At 47.2% G+C, this 15,902-nt stretch carries 16 protein-coding genes; 2 read left to right on the top strand and 14 right to left on the bottom strand.

What is annotated here, in order from left to right:
* Positions 1 to 108 precede the first annotated feature (108 nt).
* Together dnaJ and ACYVGO_RS16900 are read right to left on the bottom strand one after the other, a co-directional pair.
* Positions 109 to 1,272 (bottom strand): molecular chaperone DnaJ, encoded by a 1,164-nt coding sequence (gene dnaJ / locus ACYVGO_RS16905; protein WP_460970280.1) that lies wholly within the window; start codon positions 1,270 to 1,272, stop codon positions 109 to 111.
* A 90-nt stretch (positions 1,273 to 1,362) separates the two neighbouring features.
* The gene (locus ACYVGO_RS16900; RefSeq protein WP_460970427.1) at positions 1,363 to 1,968 is read right to left on the bottom strand and encodes a nucleotide exchange factor GrpE; all 606 of its coding nucleotides are present in this window, start codon (positions 1,966 to 1,968) and stop codon (positions 1,363 to 1,365) included.
* A 252-nt stretch (positions 1,969 to 2,220) separates the two neighbouring features.
* Between ACYVGO_RS16900 and queG the strand changes: the two genes are divergently transcribed.
* A complete protein-coding gene (gene queG, locus ACYVGO_RS16895) occupies positions 2,221 to 3,150 on the top strand; it encodes a tRNA epoxyqueuosine(34) reductase QueG (RefSeq protein WP_460970279.1) in 930 nt (309 codons plus the stop codon).
* Positions 3,151 to 3,171: 21 nt separating this feature from the next.
* Here the strand turns inward: queG and kynU are convergent, their stop codons facing one another.
* The gene (gene kynU / locus ACYVGO_RS16890; RefSeq protein WP_460970278.1) at positions 3,172 to 4,464 is read right to left on the bottom strand and encodes a kynureninase; all 1,293 of its coding nucleotides are present in this window, start codon (positions 4,462 to 4,464) and stop codon (positions 3,172 to 3,174) included.
* A 43-nt stretch (positions 4,465 to 4,507) separates the two neighbouring features.
* Positions 4,508 to 5,200 carry a carboxylesterase family protein gene (locus ACYVGO_RS16885; protein WP_460970277.1) on the bottom strand — a complete coding sequence of 231 codons (693 nt, stop codon included), beginning with the start codon at positions 5,198 to 5,200 and terminating at the stop codon, positions 4,508 to 4,510.
* 220 nt (positions 5,201 to 5,420) lie between these two features.
* Here ACYVGO_RS16885 and ACYVGO_RS16880 point away from each other — a divergent pair, with 220 nt between their 5' ends.
* A complete protein-coding gene (locus ACYVGO_RS16880) occupies positions 5,421 to 5,780 on the top strand; it encodes a hypothetical protein (protein ID WP_142772386.1) in 360 nt (119 codons plus the stop codon).
* A gap of 68 nt (positions 5,781 to 5,848) precedes the next feature.
* Here the strand turns inward: ACYVGO_RS16880 and ACYVGO_RS16875 are convergent, their stop codons facing one another.
* From ACYVGO_RS16875 to ACYVGO_RS16830, 10 genes are all read right to left on the bottom strand, one after another.
* Positions 5,849 to 6,214 (bottom strand): heavy-metal-associated domain-containing protein, encoded by a 366-nt coding sequence (locus tag ACYVGO_RS16875; RefSeq protein ID WP_142772385.1) that lies wholly within the window; start codon positions 6,212 to 6,214, stop codon positions 5,849 to 5,851.
* A 91-nt stretch (positions 6,215 to 6,305) separates the two neighbouring features.
* Positions 6,306 to 7,763: a hypothetical protein gene (locus tag ACYVGO_RS16870; protein WP_460970276.1), complete on the bottom strand. Its 1,458-nt coding sequence runs from the start codon at positions 7,761 to 7,763 to the stop codon at positions 6,306 to 6,308.
* Positions 7,764 to 7,791: 28 nt separating this feature from the next.
* Positions 7,792 to 8,838, bottom strand: coding sequence for a sialidase family protein (locus tag ACYVGO_RS16865; RefSeq protein WP_142772383.1), 1,047 nt, complete (start codon positions 8,836 to 8,838; stop codon positions 7,792 to 7,794).
* Positions 8,839 to 8,968: 130 nt separating this feature from the next.
* Complete coding sequence (locus ACYVGO_RS16860) at positions 8,969 to 9,325, bottom strand: four-helix bundle copper-binding protein (protein WP_142772382.1); 357 nt, start codon at positions 9,323 to 9,325, stop codon at positions 8,969 to 8,971.
* A gap of 109 nt (positions 9,326 to 9,434) precedes the next feature.
* Complete coding sequence (locus ACYVGO_RS16855; protein WP_460970275.1) at positions 9,435 to 10,559, bottom strand: glycosyltransferase family 61 protein; 1,125 nt, start codon at positions 10,557 to 10,559, stop codon at positions 9,435 to 9,437.
* Positions 10,560 to 10,638: 79 nt separating this feature from the next.
* Positions 10,639 to 11,241, bottom strand: coding sequence for an AraC family transcriptional regulator (locus ACYVGO_RS16850; protein WP_460970274.1), 603 nt, complete (start codon positions 11,239 to 11,241; stop codon positions 10,639 to 10,641).
* 134 nt (positions 11,242 to 11,375) lie between these two features.
* Positions 11,376 to 13,661: a TonB-dependent receptor gene (locus ACYVGO_RS16845; RefSeq protein WP_460970273.1), complete on the bottom strand. Its 2,286-nt coding sequence runs from the start codon at positions 13,659 to 13,661 to the stop codon at positions 11,376 to 11,378.
* A 78-nt stretch (positions 13,662 to 13,739) separates the two neighbouring features.
* On the bottom strand, positions 13,740 to 14,189 hold the full coding sequence (locus tag ACYVGO_RS16840; RefSeq protein ID WP_142772378.1) for a hypothetical protein: 450 nt from the start codon (positions 14,187 to 14,189) through the stop codon (positions 13,740 to 13,742).
* Between the two features lie 136 nt (positions 14,190 to 14,325).
* Positions 14,326 to 14,844, bottom strand: coding sequence for a DUF4494 domain-containing protein (locus tag ACYVGO_RS16835; protein WP_460970272.1), 519 nt, complete (start codon positions 14,842 to 14,844; stop codon positions 14,326 to 14,328).
* Between the two features lie 136 nt (positions 14,845 to 14,980).
* Positions 14,981 to 15,865, bottom strand: coding sequence for an SDR family oxidoreductase (locus ACYVGO_RS16830; RefSeq protein WP_246859539.1), 885 nt, complete (start codon positions 15,863 to 15,865; stop codon positions 14,981 to 14,983).
* Positions 15,866 to 15,902: the final 37 nt, after the last annotated feature.

Raw genomic sequence — 15,902 nt, 5'->3', positions numbered from 1 at the left:
TCACCTCTAGCATTTACCGACGTTGAAGTAATAACTGCTTTATTTAGCAATAAAAAAGCCCCATTATGGGGCTTTTTTATTGCTAAATAAAGCAGTTTATATCAGGTCTCAGCCATGAAAAAAGTCCTTCATTTTATCAAAGAATCCTTTTTCGTTTTTGTTCGGCTTGGGCTGGAAGTTTGGTGAGTTGCGTAGTTTCTCCAACATGGCACGCTCTTCCGCCGATAGTGTTTTGGGCGTCCAAACGTTGACATGAACGATTTCATCGCCCCGGCCGTAGCCGTTCAACTCTTTAATACCCTTTCCTTTCAACCGTAGCATTTTACCGCTTTGTGTTCCAGGATCGAGAGTGATGCGAGCCTTGCCGTCGATGGTTGGCACTTCAACACTTGTACCGATGGCGGCATCAATGAAGCTGACGTACAAATCGAACACAACGTTGTTGCCATCACGTTTCAGGTCAGCATCTTCTTCCTCTTCAATCACAATAAGCAGGTCGCCCGCAACACCACCGCGTGGCGGCACGTTGCCTTTACTCCCTACCGATAATTGAATACCTTCTGCAACACCCGCCGGAATTTTGATTGGGATAACGTCTTCCTGCAAAACACGGCCTTCACCAAAACAGGCATCGCAGCGGTCGGTTACGATTTTGCCTTCGCCATTACAGGTCGGGCAGGTGCTGGTCGATACCATCTGACCTAACATCGTATTTACCACTTTGCGGGTCTGACCAGTACCCTGACAGGTTGAACAGGTTTGTACCGCAGTGCCGTTTTTAGAACCGTTTCCTCCGCAGGTATTACAGGTTACATGCCGTTTTACCTTGATTTTCTTCTCAACGCCGTTGGCAACTTCCTGTAAATTAAGCTTCAGCTTAATGCGTAGATCAGAACCCCGCCGTACGCGTTGCCGACCTCCACCCCCGCCCTGGGCACCCCGGAAGAAACTCCCGAATGGGGAATCATCACCGAAGACATCACCAAACTGGCTAAAAATGTCGTCCATCGTCGGACCACCGGCCCCGTAACCGCCGGCTGCACCACCCATCCCCGCATGGCCATATTGGTCATAGCGGGCTTTTTTGTTGGGGTCGTTCAGGACGTCATAAGCCTCAGCCGCTTCCTTGAATTTTTCTTCGGCGGTGGGGTCATCAGGGTTTTTGTCTGGATGGTATTTGATAGCCATCTTACGATAGGCTTTCTTGAGATCATCGGCCGAGACGTTCTTATCAACGCCCAGAATTTCGTAATAATCGCGCTTCGTTGCCATGTATTAATATAGTGAAGAATGAAGAGTGTAGAGTGAAGAATATTATTATCAATTGTATTCTTCACTCTACACTCTTCATTCTTCACTGTTTTAGCTTCCTACAATCACTTTTGCAAACCGAATGACCTTGTCATTCAGGTAATATCCTTTTTCAATTTCGTCAATGACTTTCCCTTTCAGGTCGTCGCTGGGGGCGGGGAACTGCGTAACCGATTCGTGCAAATCGGCATTAAATGGCTCTCCTTTAGAGGTCATTGGTTTCAGGCCTTTGCCTTCCAGCGTTTTAAATAACTTTGTGTAAATCAACGAAACGCCTTCTTTCAGAGCCGCTACATCATTGGTGCTTTCGATAGACTGCATAGCCCGTTCGAAATCGTCGACAACGGGAATCAGCGCCTTTAGTACGCCCTCATTGGCATTACTGATGAGATCAAGTTTTTCCTTAGCTGTGCGCCGACGGAAATTCTCAAAATCAGCGTATAAACGGAGGTATTTATCTTTAAGTTCGGCCAGTTCATTGCCGATTTTGTTGGTTTCTGCCACAAAGCTTTCTGCCGAAGCGGGTTCCGTAGTTTCGTCCGACTCGCCAACGGTGGCGGTCACAGCTTCATCAGAGCTGTCCGTATCGGTTGTCAGGTTGTCAGGCTGTTGGGTATCCATAGACGCTTGTTCGTCCAAAATGTCTTTATTTTCCATTGATGAGCTTCTATTTCGTTTCCAGAAATTCATAGGCAAAGATGGGCAAAAGCCCGGCCAAAACCGCATTTCCTGACAAGTTGGCACAATGACAGAACATTGATTTACAAGATTTGGCGGGTGTCTGAACCAGGATTTATAGGATTGAAATGATTTTCAGGATTTAATAAATTGCTAAAATCGTTCTCTGGTTGACCAACTGACAGTCTTTATTATTCATTTCCATTCTACATTGTTCATTAGCAATTTCGCATGCACGCTCCCGCCCATCGCTATACGCAACTCATCAAAGCCAAAGCCACTGAATTGGGTTTCGATTTTTGTGGTGTAGCCAAAGCAGACTTTCTGGAAGATGAAGCGCCAAAACTGGAAACCTGGCTCAAAAACGGGATGCATGGCCAGATGAACTACATGGCTAACCACTTCGATAAGCGGCTCGACCCTCGGTTACTAGTCGACGATGCGAAGTCGGTCATTACGGTGTTGCTCAATTACTACCCCGAACAAAAACTACCCGAAGGCGACGATGACTTAAAGCTATCGAAATACGCCTATGGGACCGATTACCACTTTGTCATCAAAGACAAGCTCAAAGACTTGCTGGCCTATATCCACGACGAAATCGGTGAGGTTGGCGGACGGGCGTTTGTGGATTCGGCCCCGGTTATGGATAAAGCCTGGGCCAAACGGGGAGGGCTAGGCTGGGTTGGCAAGCATACCAATCTAATCAATCGAGAAATTGGTTCGTTCTTCTTTATCGGCGAGCTAATCCTCGATCTTGACCTGGAGCCCGATGGTCCCATCACCGATTACTGCGGCACCTGCACCCGTTGTATCGATGCCTGCCCCACCGATGCCATCGTTGGGCCTTACGTAGTGGATGGCAGTAAATGTATTTCGTACTTTACCATTGAATTAAAAGAGGCCATTCCAGAAGAGGTTCGGGGAAAGTTCGATAACTGGATCTTTGGTTGTGATATCTGTCAGGATGTTTGTCCCTGGAATCGGTTTGCCAGGCCGCATCAGACACCCGCCTTTGACCCCCATCCCGATTTAACTGCGTTTACAAACCGTGATTGGGAGGAAATAACAGAAGACGTTTTCCGGGAGGTATTTCGCCGGTCGGCGGTGAAGCGTACCAAGCTTGAGGGGCTGAAGCGTACAATTGGTTTTGTAAAGTAGTGCCGACAGGGACGGTCGGCACTACAAGAATTTACGTAACGCTTCACCAACTCGCCAGACCTCCTCAAACGTATTGTATAAAGGTGTGGGGGCTAGACGGATGCAGTCAGGTTCACGCCAATCGCCAATAATTCCCTGTTCGGTTAGGTAGTTGAATAGCGCTTTACCATTTTTGCGGACAAGCAAGGAGAGTTGGCAACCGCGTTGGTTCGGGTCGTCGGGGGTTAGGATTTGAATCGCATCAAAAGGCGTCAGAACGTATTCCAGGAAACCCGTCAACTGTTCACTTTTTTGTCGTAGCGCCACGATCCCCGCTTCGGCTGTAATTGAAATGGCCGCTCGGTGCAACGCCAATGCCAGGATATTGGGTGTACTTACCTGCCACCCATCGGCACCGGGGGCAGGCAAAAATCCGGGCGTCATCTCGAACCGCCGATCTTCCCGATAGCCCCACCAACCCGCCAGCCTTGGCAAATTTTGCTGATGATGTTTTTCGTGAACAAACACGCCCGATATGGCACCGGGGCCTCCATTCAGGTATTTATACGAACACCAGGTAGCAAAATCAACACCCCAGTCGTGCAGACGCAAGGGTACATTTCCAATGGCATGGGCAAGATCGAAGCCAATGGGAATGCAGTGGCGTTGAGCCGTTTCGGCAATAACTGCCATGTTATACACTTGACCCGTGTAATAGTTTACCCCACTCATCCAAATCAAAGCCAGTGAATCGGCGTGTTCGGCGATAGCGTGCTGAATGTCGGTCGTATGAATTAAGCCGTCGTCGGCACGGGGCGCTACTTCAATAATCGTCTCCGCTGGCTTAAGGCCATGATGCCTTACGTGCGTTTCCAGCGCGTATTGATCGGATGGAAAATCCCCTTTGATGGTTAATATCTTGTACTTTTTCTGGGTAGGCGAGTCCACGCCGGGCGAATCCACGCCGGGCGAATAAAACGAAGCCAGCAGCAAGTGCAGATTTACTGTCAGCGCATTCATTGGACAAACTTCCGATGACTCAGCACCTACAATCTGCGACAACGCGTCTTTACAGGTCGTATGGTAGCCAAGCCAGGGCTGCTCAGCGCCTTCTGTTTTATCAAACCAACCCTCCACACCCAGATTCTGCCAGGTTGTTAACTCTTGCTCCAATGCTTCACGAGTCGTTTTCGGTTGCAATCCGAGTGAGTTTCCGCAGAGATACGTCAACGGTATGCCATCACGTTGAGGAAGATGAAATCGGTCGCGGAAGTGCCGGAGGGAATCGTTTTGGTCGAGTTGCCGGGCGAAATCGAGGGAATTTTCGTAGTTCATTGCTGGAGAGGATCGCTAGTTATCAAACAATACTAGTACGTACTCATTTGTGTTGTTTTAGAAGCCAATCGTAAATAGTCTGATCCTCAAACAGGTATTGAATAGCATGACCTTCTTTTTCCAGACGTGTAAATTTTACCTGTCCGTTACATTCTTCTAACCGTCTGACCAAGCGCTCTGTTTCAGAAATAGAGATTACATCATCGGCCACCCCATGAAATGTCCAGACCGGAATGTGTTTGATCCGACAGATTTGCGTTGAGTCATCACAACCACCACAAAGGGGCACAATGGCCGCAAATTTGTCAGGATAGGCAACGGCGGTTTGCCAGACACCGTATCCGCCCATACTGATCCCGGTCAGGTAAATCCGTTTGGAATCGATCCGATACTTCGCCTTTACGTCACTGTACAGGGAGTCAAGCCAATTATCCGTAGACCAGAATTTCCCGTCCGGGCATTGGGGTGAAGCAATAATGAATGGAAAATCACGGCCTTTATCCACCAAATGCGGCAGGCCATAGGTCTTAAGCTTAGTCAGATCTTTTCCTCTCTGTGAACCTCCGTGCAGGTAAATAACTAACGGATAGCTTTCCTTTTTGTCAATATACTCTTTCGGCAAGTATACTAAATAAGGATATTTTTCGTAGCTCTTGTGGTTGCTCTGTGCGTAAGAACCTGAAGATAAAAGCCCAGTCAAAAAGCAGAGTAAAGGAGCGAGTATACAGAAGCGCATTGTGGTTGTTAATAGAACGCAGATTTTTATGATTAATATGATTTACACAGATTAACCATAAAAATCATTCTATTCTTAAAAATCATAAAAATCTGCGTTCTATTGTTTGTAGTAAGCTGCAAAGATTGGGAACTCTTTACTTCCTCCATTCAATTTCCATAAACATCTTTCCACCCCAAGCGATCATTTTTGAGTCTAGTACCAAAAACCACCAACTTCTATGCGATTTATCCTGACAACGCTCACCTTACTTGCCATCAGTTATGGCCTGTACGGACAATCGAAAAACGACGGCGAGCCGTTCCCTACCTACCAGCAGATTAAACCGGCTAGTTCCGAGATTATTGACTATGTATCTAAGCAGGGAAAATCGGAGTATACGAAGGAAGTTGTCTTAAACCTCTTCGATAACCCAGAGGGCACCGTTATCTACTTCCTGAACGGGAAGAAAATAACAGATAGCAAGCGTGCAAAAGAACTTGTCTATCAGGAAGGAAATCACATCAATGATATTTCGATTGACAATCTATCAAGTGATGGTAAACGGGTCATACGGATAAATTATTCAACCAAAAAGTAGCCGAATCGACAAAACAAAAGCGGGCCGAAATTAGAGAATTTCGGCCCGCTTTTGTTTCAACAATCAGGTTATTGATGATCCATATCACTGCCTTTTTTGCAGCAGCTCGGTAATTTGTTGTATCCAACAGGATCGGCAACAACTTCTTCTGCGTCATAGCCAGTTTTGCTGATGTTTGCTTTCAGCTTTGCTACGTCCGTTTTAGCAGGGTTGTATTTGATCGTAACGACTTTCGATTTCACATCCAGGTCGGCTTCTTTGACACCCTTCTCAAAGGCCAGGTTCCGTTCAATACGAGCTTTGCACATGCCGCAAATAGCCGAAGTCTTAATTTTTACTTCCTTGTCTTTGTCGTCACGGGTGGGTGCACCGGCGAACGAGTTGCCCAGAATGATCAGTGAGGTTAGGGCGGTTAGAAACAGGTTACGCAACATGGTTGTACGTGGTTTATAGTGAATTGATAACGAAAATTTACTTTAAATGGTGCCCCGCATGGAGGTGCCCGGCATGGAAGTGCTAGGCCTGTCAATGCTTCATACTTCGCATAGTCATCAGGCTGGGCGATAGGCGAAGGTAAATTTCACCCGACACGGGTGTTTTGCCGTAAAACGTTTCTAATGAATTATCAGGCATACTTCCGGTGATTTGTGCACCTAGGACTAGGTCGGTGCTGCGTGTCTGCGCAACACGGTAGTTTATCCCAAGTGTCAAATTATTAATAATAAACGGTTGATCCTTAGCAATCCGGCCAATTTCAGTAGAAGAGGCTGGCTGGTAAAGGCCCAACTCTTCGGCCGATTTTGTTACATTTTCGTATCGGCCATAAAAAGCCAGCTTATCTACTTGAAAACTACTTTCGGCCAGAAATGAATTTTCTCCTTGTCCATCATGACTATTTCGCCCCCAAACCAACGCCGATGTTACATAACGACCAGCCCCGAATCCTTTACTATGCAAAATGGATGCCGTTGTGCGCGTGATATTTTCGTCAGGGTGGGCTTCTTCGGGTGTGTGTAAAAATCCCTGCGAGAACTGCAACGCCAGCGATGGCGATGGATTTACAGACAGCCGATACGAATAACTGTCAAATTTAGGTGTGTCGAAGTTGTATCGGTTTTCGTCGGGCTCACGGCCTTTGAATGTAGATCCCTCCAGTTTTACCCACTTGTACCGAAAGCCAACAGTACCTACGCCAAACAAAATGTGAGACGCATCCTGCCAGTGATGGCTTAGCGGGGCATCGGGATTATTGAACGATGAAATCCGATGCATAAACGCGGGCGGACCCAATGCTGGCTCGCCGGGGTAACCCACGTAACCATAAAGATCAATGTCTTTACTGAACGCGTGACTATAACTGACCGATAATTCGGAAACGAGGTCGTGTGGGTGTTGCTTATCAATCAACGGCTGCCCTTTGTAGGTCTCGCCGGTCTGGAAAAGTAATGGATACCCACCATTACCCACGGTCAACGGATCGAGCGAAAGCATAGCCCGCACCTGAACTAATCCCCGTTGCCCTACTTTACGCTGCGCCATGCCCATAAACCAGTTCGGAGCGCCAAGCTGCTGTCCATGGCCCCGCTTCTGAGGATGATTAGCATTTTGGCTAGTGTAGCGCAGGTAGATTGTATAGTGCAGCATGTAGCTCCATTTACTACCCGATGGCTTGCTCATGTAAGCGTACATAGGCGTATTATCCGGGTGCCAGGACGTACCCGACCCGTTACGATTCATAGATAGATTTCGCGATAGTGAATGCGTCATGCCCATGGTTGTATCCATTGTTAAACCGTAGTTCACTAGGTTCATATCACCTTTTTGGCCCATATTCATACCAGCATGCATCGAATGATCCATTGGCTTCGTTGTATCGGCAGTCGGCTTGGTATTCGCAGGCATTTGCATACCCTCATGGTGCTGGTGTTGTGCAACAGCTATAGGACCCATTCCCAGCAGAAGCATCAAAAGAAACTTATTCATCACGTTGTCGATCATATTCTGGGGTCGTTCAGGGAATAAATCCTGCCCGAACGGTAGTTTCCTCTTCCCACAAACAGAGTACCTTGTTATTCGGTAGCAAGGCTAATTTCGGATACCCACCCGAACCAATAACTGTTGGTTGTGTCTGACTGGGCGAAGTGGCCAAAATCTGTCCAGCCTGTTGAAAGACGATATAATCACCTTTAGGAGTTGTTACAATTTTTGCATTCTTACCGGTAGCAAGTTCCGTTTCAGGCTGGCCAGGCCGGGCTACAAAAAGTTTATCATTTCGTCGAAAAACGGTCGATAGCTTTCCATCGGGACGCATAAACAGCCCTCCCCCATCCATTGGACAGGCTTTTAGCAGCCAGGTTCCTTCACCTACTTTTTCTGCTTTTCCAAACGTCTGACCGCCATTTTCGGATTTCAGGATATACATATCACGCGCTCCAGCTATAAAATTCCGAAACATGATAGCCACATGCTGGCCCTGACTCACTTCCGAAAGCTGGCAACATTCGCAAACCGTACCATCCGGCGATTGATAAAGCACCTGATTGGGTGACCATGTTTTACCTCCATCCGTTGAACGGGCACCAACAATCTTATTGCGCTTATTTCCCCGCAGATCGAGCCAGACAGCGTTATACACGTTATCCGGCCCGGCCGTCAGGGCCACGAAACCTTCTTTCGCTACCTCTACGGTATCCGTTACCTGTACACGGGATTGCCAGCGACCCGTAGCCCGGCTGAGCGTATAGGACCAGATAGTTCCCGCTTTATCAATAGCGGTAATAACCACCGATTGCCTGGTCGCTGCAATTTGTGGCCCTCGTGACGCCCCCAGATGCAGCCCCGGCAAACTATCAACCCGTACGGGTTCCGCAAACTGCTCACCATCCTGCGTACTTGTATAGAAAACAGTCCCGCCTTTACCATACACAATATGAACCTTTCCGGTAGGATCAGTCGCTACTGAAGGATGTATACCTGTACCTACTAATTTTCCCGAACCAGATGGGGAACTTAGTAGCAGCGTAACTATGAACAGAAGACTAGTCAGTAAAGAATACATTGTTTAGGTTAGCAGGTTTTAGGAATTGGATGCTGTAGATCCTCTGGACACGATCATACTGGTAATCAGAACATACAGAATCACTTGAATCTACAGCATCCACAGAATCAATAGTTAGTCCGTCAACTTTTTATGCGTTTGCCGACATTGACCGACACTCTTCAGCGCATTTGCGGCAAGCCTCAGCACAGGCTTTACAATGGGCAAAATGGTCAGCGTGCTTTTCGCATTCCTCGGCACAAGCTTCACAGACTTCAGCACACAGGACCATAAAATCACGCGAGAACTCCGAACCACGGGCATCAAGTCGGCCACAGAGGGTACATATGTCGGCGCAGTCGCGGCAGAGTTTAATGCAGGCACTCATGTCATGACCTTTTCCGTCTTTGTCGCCCATTTCCAGGCAGGCGGTGGCGCAGCGCTCGCAGGCTTCAGCACACTCAAAACACGTATCTACGTGTGTATGCGTATGTTTCATCGTTTCCATAATCGTTGTTGTTTTATCGACCACCGTTGGTCTGACAAATTAACTACCCACACCCGATAGGGTTTTTACATAATTAGGGCCGAGCTTTACAAAAGCTATCGACCGTTACTTAGCCCTGGTTAAACAGCGTACGTAGGCTCAGGTCAAGATCAGCGATTGATACAAAAACATCTTCTTCCAGAGAAACCCGGCTATTTCCCATCTTAATACCATGATAATAAGCCGAATAATGCATATCCATCAATTGCGACAAATACCGAAAATGATCGACAACCATATCCGCAGCAAACAGCTCGAATAGATGCGTACCGGGTTCGCACCAGATTATATTTGTGAAGGAAGCTCCATGTGGCCCTAAAATAAAAGACGCATTTTTATAGATAGCTGCCTGCTCAGCAACCGACCTGGGCTTGTCTTCAACAATGGTGAAGTTAAATTTTTTCAACAGGGTAATCAGTGCGTTCTCGTTGGCTACCTTTCGACGGCCCGACCGACTAATGTAGATCCGATTTGACTCAGTTCGTTGCAGGTTAAGTTTACTTTCTACCTGCTTTTTCAAGGCAAAAATATCGGCCGGATTGGGGTAGAACCAATGACCGCTATTGGCCAGAATACACTGTTTAAAATGAACCTCATACACAGTACTGTCCAGAATACGCTCCTTTTCAAACCCAAGTAAGGCTAAATACTCCTGTTCATAGGCCGTCTTAAACAGTGGATAGGCAAGGACAGCCTGAGCGAATACAGCCTCGGAAAGTGCCTCTCGAATTCGGCACAATTTTGCGGCAACCAGAATCACAAAATCATAATACCCTCCAAACGAAATACCATCCAGAAGGTGAGACCATGGAGCAATTAGTATATCCTGTACCGTTTGAATTCGTTTCCTTCGGGTCAAAAAATTTTTCAGGAGATGGTACCGCTCGAAATCCGTACAAAGAACCCGGGTATCTGTCAGAATTCCACCGTATGGCAACTGAGTGGTTTTCTGTGAACTAGGAGTTACATTCCAAACGTAGCCTGGGTGCGTAATAGCCTCGGTTGGCGTAAATACAAGTGCTGCTGAGTTAGTTTCATTTTGTACGCTGGGCAACACAATCCGGGTAGCTGGACTTACTTTTAATACGTACGGTTTTAGATACTCCTCTGTTTGCTCTTTCGTTAACTGAATAATACCAAACCGTTTCAGTATCGACCCCAAAAAGGTTTTGATTAAATCCCGTAAACGTCCCATAATCAGTCCCTACGATTTAAAAGGTTCACCAGCACAAATCGCTTTAGATTAGCCGCCAGCTTCAATTTCTACTTAGCCCTTACTCTGTCTCGTCAGGATGGCCGGATTTCTTGATAAAGAGGGCATCTAGATTTCGCCGATCTACCTGAGTTGCTTTCCGAAATTGCCCCGGCGTTAGCCCCACAACTTGTCTAAATTGAGTAGAGAGGTGTTGAACACTACTGTAATTCAAACGCCAGGCTATTTCACTCAACGTCAGTTCATCATACCGCAACCATTCTTTTACCTTCTCAATTTTTAAGGCAATAGTGTACTTCTCAAGCGTATGGCCTTCGTTCACCGAGAACAAATTACTCAAATATGAGTACTCATAGCCTAACTTACGTTCAAGAAAGGTCGAATAGTTTTCAGACGCTTGTCGCTCCCCTTTTAGGTGTTGAATTTCGTTGATCAACAAAATCTTGATGTGTTCAACCAGAGCCTGTTTCTTATCATCCACCAAATCGAATCCATTTGCCTGTAGCGTCTGCCGAATAACCGCAAGCTCTGCGGGCGACGATACGTTCGTTACATCCACTTCGCCCAGCTCAACCCGGCCAACGGTCAGGCCCAGCTTTTCGAGTTCTTCACGCACAACCCGCTTGCAGCGGTCGCACACCATATTTCGGATGGATAGTGTCATAATAGTCAGAACCGCTCCGGCGGCCCGGCGGGATTACACTGATTTAAGGATTTACAGGATTTTGCTCTGCGCTTCTTTGAAGCGAATCATTAAAACAAAATCAGGTTTAATCCTTAAATCAGCTAAATCCAGGTTCAGATTAGAGGTTTAAACCGAAAGCCCACATACACCATACGACCTGTGATAGGTCCCCACACCTGCGATCCAGCATCAAAACGTGCTCCAAATGGATCGTTGGCCGCAACAATCGGGTTCAGTTGACGGAAACCCGTCAGGTTTTCTCCACCCAGATAGATCTCCCACCCACTCCTGAACGCCCGGCTGATCTGTGCGTTCAGGTTATAAAAACCAGGAGCCTCTTCGGTTGGCATATTCTGATAACTGGAATGGACGTAACCTTCGCGAAGGTAGGGAATCCGCCGGGGACCGTTCCATTGCAGGGTAGCATCAAATTTCCATTTATCAAAAGGTAGTGCATAGCCCGCATTGAGCAGTATCCGATCCCGGCTAACCATCATTTTAGGCAATAGTCGTTCTTCACCGAATGGCCCGCCCATGCTCTGCTCCACGTCGAAAAACCGATAGGCGGCTTTTACTTCAAAGCGTTTTGCCGGTTGCACGTTCAATTCGGCCTGAAAACTATTGGCAAAGGAGCGTCCTTTATTGCCAGAATCAGTCAGGTTATAAAAATACAGTTCGCCGGGGTGTTCAATATCAACAATGAGCTGGTTCTGAAAATCAGTCCGATGGTAATCCACCACAAACGACGCTTTTTTACCCAACAGTTCGAAATCGTTTGTGATGCTTAGTCCGTAATTCCAGGATGATTCGGCTTGTAAAGCTTTGTTCAGAAACACGGCCCGCGAACTGACTAAATACCCGAAGTTTTCGGCGAAAGGATTAGCTGCCCGAAACCCTCTCCCTGCCGATGCACGCACCGTAATAGCCTGACTGAGGTTATATTTCAGGTGAGCCCTGGGCGTAAATTGAGTACCAAACAGGTTATGAAAATCGAGTCGACCACCCAATACAAGGGTTAATTTTTCGGGATAGGTGTAGGTGTATTCCACAAAAGCACCGGGCACCGATTCTGTACGAGCGGTACCGATGGCCCGGTATTGCTCCCGGTAATCATCTAACAGGTAACTCAATCCAGCTTTGAAACTGTTGTTGGTAGTCCCAATAATGCTTTGGTAAATCAGGTTGGCATAAAACGTTTGCTGCTGACCCTCGTAAGGCGCAAATCCAAAGTGCGCCGTTTGCTCATGATGCACCCCGTTCAGAATCAGCCCCAATCCTTTATAGGGTTTTTCAGGATACAGTTTTGCGGTTTTTGAGAAAAACTCCAATCGCTTTGTTGTATTCAGAAAACTGTAACGTGATGCCCCGAATTTCGACAGTTGGCCACCATCCCGGTCCTCGTAAAGAACTTTTATGCCAAACTGGGCCATGTACCGATCACTGGTATACTTGTACCGATTGATGGCATTAATCTGGGTGTATAACGGCAAATCTCGAAAACCGTCGTTATTTTGATCGATCTCTGTTCGCAGGGTACTGGCATGACCCAGTACCCCCATGCTCCATTTTTTACTCAGGGCTTTCGACCAGTTGACGTTGCCCTCAATCCGTCCAAAACTGTTAGCATACGCATTTATAAAGAGCGTTTGCTTGTCGTCAGGTTTTTGAAGTTCAACATTCATCTGGCCACTCATCGACTCATACCCATTCACGACTGAGCCTGCGCCTTTACCCACATCGATACTCGTGATCCAGGTTCCAGGAATGTAATTTAGGCCAAACGTAGTCGCCAATCCGCGAACGGTTGGAATATTCTCAACGTTCGTCTGCACGTATTGCCCTCCCAATCCCAGAAACTGAATCTGCTTCGAACCCGTAACGGCATCACTATACGACACACTTACGGAAGCGTTGGTTTCAAAACTTTCGGAGAGGTTGCAGCAAGCAGCTTTGGCCAGTGTACGCTGATTGATAAATTCGGTCTGAATGGGATTGATCCGGTCAAGTTGCCCCGGCGCGCCCGATACTGTTACTTCCTGTAGGGTTCGGGTACTTCGAAGTGTTACCGTTACTGCACCCGTAGGATTTGTTACCGTTAATGTGTCCGTTTGGTAGCCAACATAACTCACAATCAAACGCGTATACGCTGGCTGGAGTGACAGTTGAAAATGTCCCTCCGCATCCGTTATCGTACCAACTGAGGTGTTAACCCATTGTACAGTTGCGCCAACAAGGGGAATTTGTTTGCCGTTGACGAGTTCGCTGACACTCCCCCGAATGGCTACAGGCTGCGTAGAATCAGCAGCAAAAAGTTTGTTTGGGACTGTTTGGGCCGCGCCAGGTAGGCTCGCCAGGAGCCCAGTCGACAGCACAAAAATCCATACATAAATAGATTTCATGAGTTCGTTGATTGATAGATAGAGTATATCATAAGCCTGCGTCGGAACGACAAAGGCCAGAAACCATCAATCAACGGATCAGATAAGGAGGCTATGGATGAGCGTCAGGATGTCGCGTCCGGATAGAGAAGGCGGGGATGGAAAGATCGAAACAGAGGACGACTTTCCGGCAAAAATCCAGTGGACAAACCAGGTTAATACGGAAACAACACCGGCGGCAATCGTTTCGGTGATTGTCTTGATAAACTTCGCAACCAACTGGCTCAGTGAAGACGAAATATCGACATTCTCATACTGTTGGTCATCCTGACAACACTGCGTCTTTTTAACGAGTGTTTGCTGGTCTGGCATCGACTTCTGATCAATGGCGCAACCGGATTGGGCTTTGGTATCGCTAAACGCGACAACCATCGTTTTTTTCTTGCCGCGCATCTGGCATGAATGTTCCACCAGCCCAAAGCCTGTGCTGCTCAGCAGCACGACGCAGACCATTAGTAGGTTGAACACTTGGAACAGAGCGCGTTTCATAATGAGGGCAAATATCTGTACCTAACTCATTTAATGCAAGTATTTTTACCTATAAGTCGGGAATCTTGTAAAAAAAGAGCCGCATTCTATAAAAGCAAACATCCCGAAAGCTCAACGCCTTCGGGATGCTAAGTGGTTAGACCGTTTCCGGTTCAGGGCTTACCAACTCACTGATTGGCCGAAGATTACGGGTTTCTTCTTCGTTATATGGAAAAATATCTAAAATCTTGGTTGTGTTGACGTCCGTAATTTCGAATGGATCAAGCGCCGATTTCAAACTTAATTCTACGCGCTCGTAGGCTTGTTTAGGCGTTTCGGCATTCACCAGCATGATGCTTGGCGTTTTCTTCTGCTTGCCCGTTTTTTCGTCGTCTGTAATGAACATGGCTTTTACCTTGAACCAGACTTCGCCCCCATCTTCATTATGAAACACATCAGCTAATTTCATTCGCGAGATGTTCGTAATTTCAAAATCAGGGGTGTTTGCCGCAATCTCCTGGTACAGACGACCTTCTGCTTCGGTATAGCTGACGGCATCCACCAGGTACGCTTCGGTCACTGTTTTTTGCTTGATAAACTCTTCATTCCGGGTGCCGACATTCGAGTCGTCAATGGGTTGCTGATAGCGGATTTTTCCGAGAAACCAGTTAGGCATTTTAACGATTTTTAGTACAGTTTTATAACACAAATTGGGGGGCAAAGGTGCCGAAAATGAATGGATAATGTAGAATGAATAATGTATAATTTTAGCAGACTTCATTCTACATTATCCATTTTACATTCCTCATTTATCACTCCTTCTTACTTGCCCGATTGGCTTGTTTGATGGTTTGTTCGATCATATCCCATTGCTCGGTAGTGACCTTTTCCAGATGACTGAATTCGCCCGCCATCAGTACTTCTCCCCCATCAATAGTGATGCTTTCTCCAGTGATATAACCGGAATAGTCGGAGAGTAGAAAAGCCGCCAGATTAGCCAGTTCGCCGTGTTCGCCTACGCGATGCAGCGGTATACGGCTTGTTGGGTCCATCATGCTCGCCAGCGGCTCGGGAAAGAGTCGATCCCAGGCACCTTTGGTTGGGAATGGGCCCGGCGCAATAGCGTTGAGACGAATGCCATATTTGCCCCATTCGGCCGCCAGAGATTTTGTCATGATAAGCGCACCACCTTTGGCTACTGCCGATGGCACAACATAGCCAGAGCCCGTAGTAGCATAGGTGGTGGAAATATTCAATACCGTACCGGGAATCTTGTTTTCGATCCAGTACTTACCCACGGCCAGCGTGAAATAATAGGTTCCGCGCAGAACAATGTCTACAATGGTATCAAAAGCTTTGTACGATAGCCGTTCGGTTGGGCTAATGAAATTACCGGCGGAGTTATTGAGCAATCCGTCGATCTTCCCGAATTTCTCAATCGTTTTGGCCATGACATTTTCAATCTCTGCGGTGTTACGCACATCGCAGGCTACGGCCAGTACCTGCCCCCCCGTCTCGGCCATTAATTCATTGGCGGTGTCGTCAATAACAGTCTGTCTGCGGCTGCAAATCGTGACGTTTGCCCCAAGTTGCAGTAGATACCGGCTTATGGATTTACCCAGTCCTGTGCCACCCCCAGTAACAATAATCGTTTTTCCTTTCAGCGCATCGTCGCGCAGCATACCCGTTACGTTCATGGTTTAGAAATTAATGGAGTAAGTGGAGTGGGTGAAG

The sequence above is a fragment of the Spirosoma migulaei genome (assembly GCF_054776855.1).
The sequence above is the reverse complement of the archived record's forward strand: the minus strand, read 5'-3'. Positions and strand labels throughout refer to the sequence as shown.

Excerpts from the sequence above, each read along its gene's own strand:
- dnaJ (WP_460970280.1), bottom strand. The coding sequence starts at position 1,272 with ATGGCAACGAAGCGCGATTATTACGAAATTCTGGGCGTTGATAAGAAC.
- ACYVGO_RS16900 (WP_460970427.1), bottom strand. The coding sequence starts at position 1,968 with ATGGAAAATAAAGACATTTTGGACGAACAAGCGTCTATGGATACCCAA.
- queG (WP_460970279.1), top strand. The coding sequence starts at position 2,221 with ATGCACGCTCCCGCCCATCGCTATACGCAACTCATCAAAGCCAAAGCC.
- kynU (WP_460970278.1), bottom strand. The coding sequence starts at position 4,464 with ATGAACTACGAAAATTCCCTCGATTTCGCCCGGCAACTCGACCAAAAC.
- ACYVGO_RS16885 (WP_460970277.1), bottom strand. The coding sequence starts at position 5,200 with ATGCGCTTCTGTATACTCGCTCCTTTACTCTGCTTTTTGACTGGGCTT.
- ACYVGO_RS16880 (WP_142772386.1), top strand. The coding sequence starts at position 5,421 with ATGCGATTTATCCTGACAACGCTCACCTTACTTGCCATCAGTTATGGC.
- ACYVGO_RS16875 (WP_142772385.1), bottom strand. The coding sequence starts at position 6,214 with ATGTTGCGTAACCTGTTTCTAACCGCCCTAACCTCACTGATCATTCTG.
- ACYVGO_RS16870 (WP_460970276.1), bottom strand. The coding sequence starts at position 7,763 with ATGAATAAGTTTCTTTTGATGCTTCTGCTGGGAATGGGTCCTATAGCT.
- ACYVGO_RS16865 (WP_142772383.1), bottom strand. The coding sequence starts at position 8,838 with ATGTATTCTTTACTGACTAGTCTTCTGTTCATAGTTACGCTGCTACTA.
- ACYVGO_RS16860 (WP_142772382.1), bottom strand. The coding sequence starts at position 9,325 with ATGGAAACGATGAAACATACGCATACACACGTAGATACGTGTTTTGAG.
- ACYVGO_RS16855 (WP_460970275.1), bottom strand. The coding sequence starts at position 10,559 with ATGGGACGTTTACGGGATTTAATCAAAACCTTTTTGGGGTCGATACTG.
- ACYVGO_RS16850 (WP_460970274.1), bottom strand. The coding sequence starts at position 11,241 with ATGACACTATCCATCCGAAATATGGTGTGCGACCGCTGCAAGCGGGTT.
- ACYVGO_RS16845 (WP_460970273.1), bottom strand. The coding sequence starts at position 13,661 with ATGAAATCTATTTATGTATGGATTTTTGTGCTGTCGACTGGGCTCCTG.
- ACYVGO_RS16840 (WP_142772378.1), bottom strand. The coding sequence starts at position 14,189 with ATGAAACGCGCTCTGTTCCAAGTGTTCAACCTACTAATGGTCTGCGTC.
- ACYVGO_RS16835 (WP_460970272.1), bottom strand. The coding sequence starts at position 14,844 with ATGCCTAACTGGTTTCTCGGAAAAATCCGCTATCAGCAACCCATTGAC.
- ACYVGO_RS16830 (WP_246859539.1), bottom strand. The coding sequence starts at position 15,865 with ATGAACGTAACGGGTATGCTGCGCGACGATGCGCTGAAAGGAAAAACG.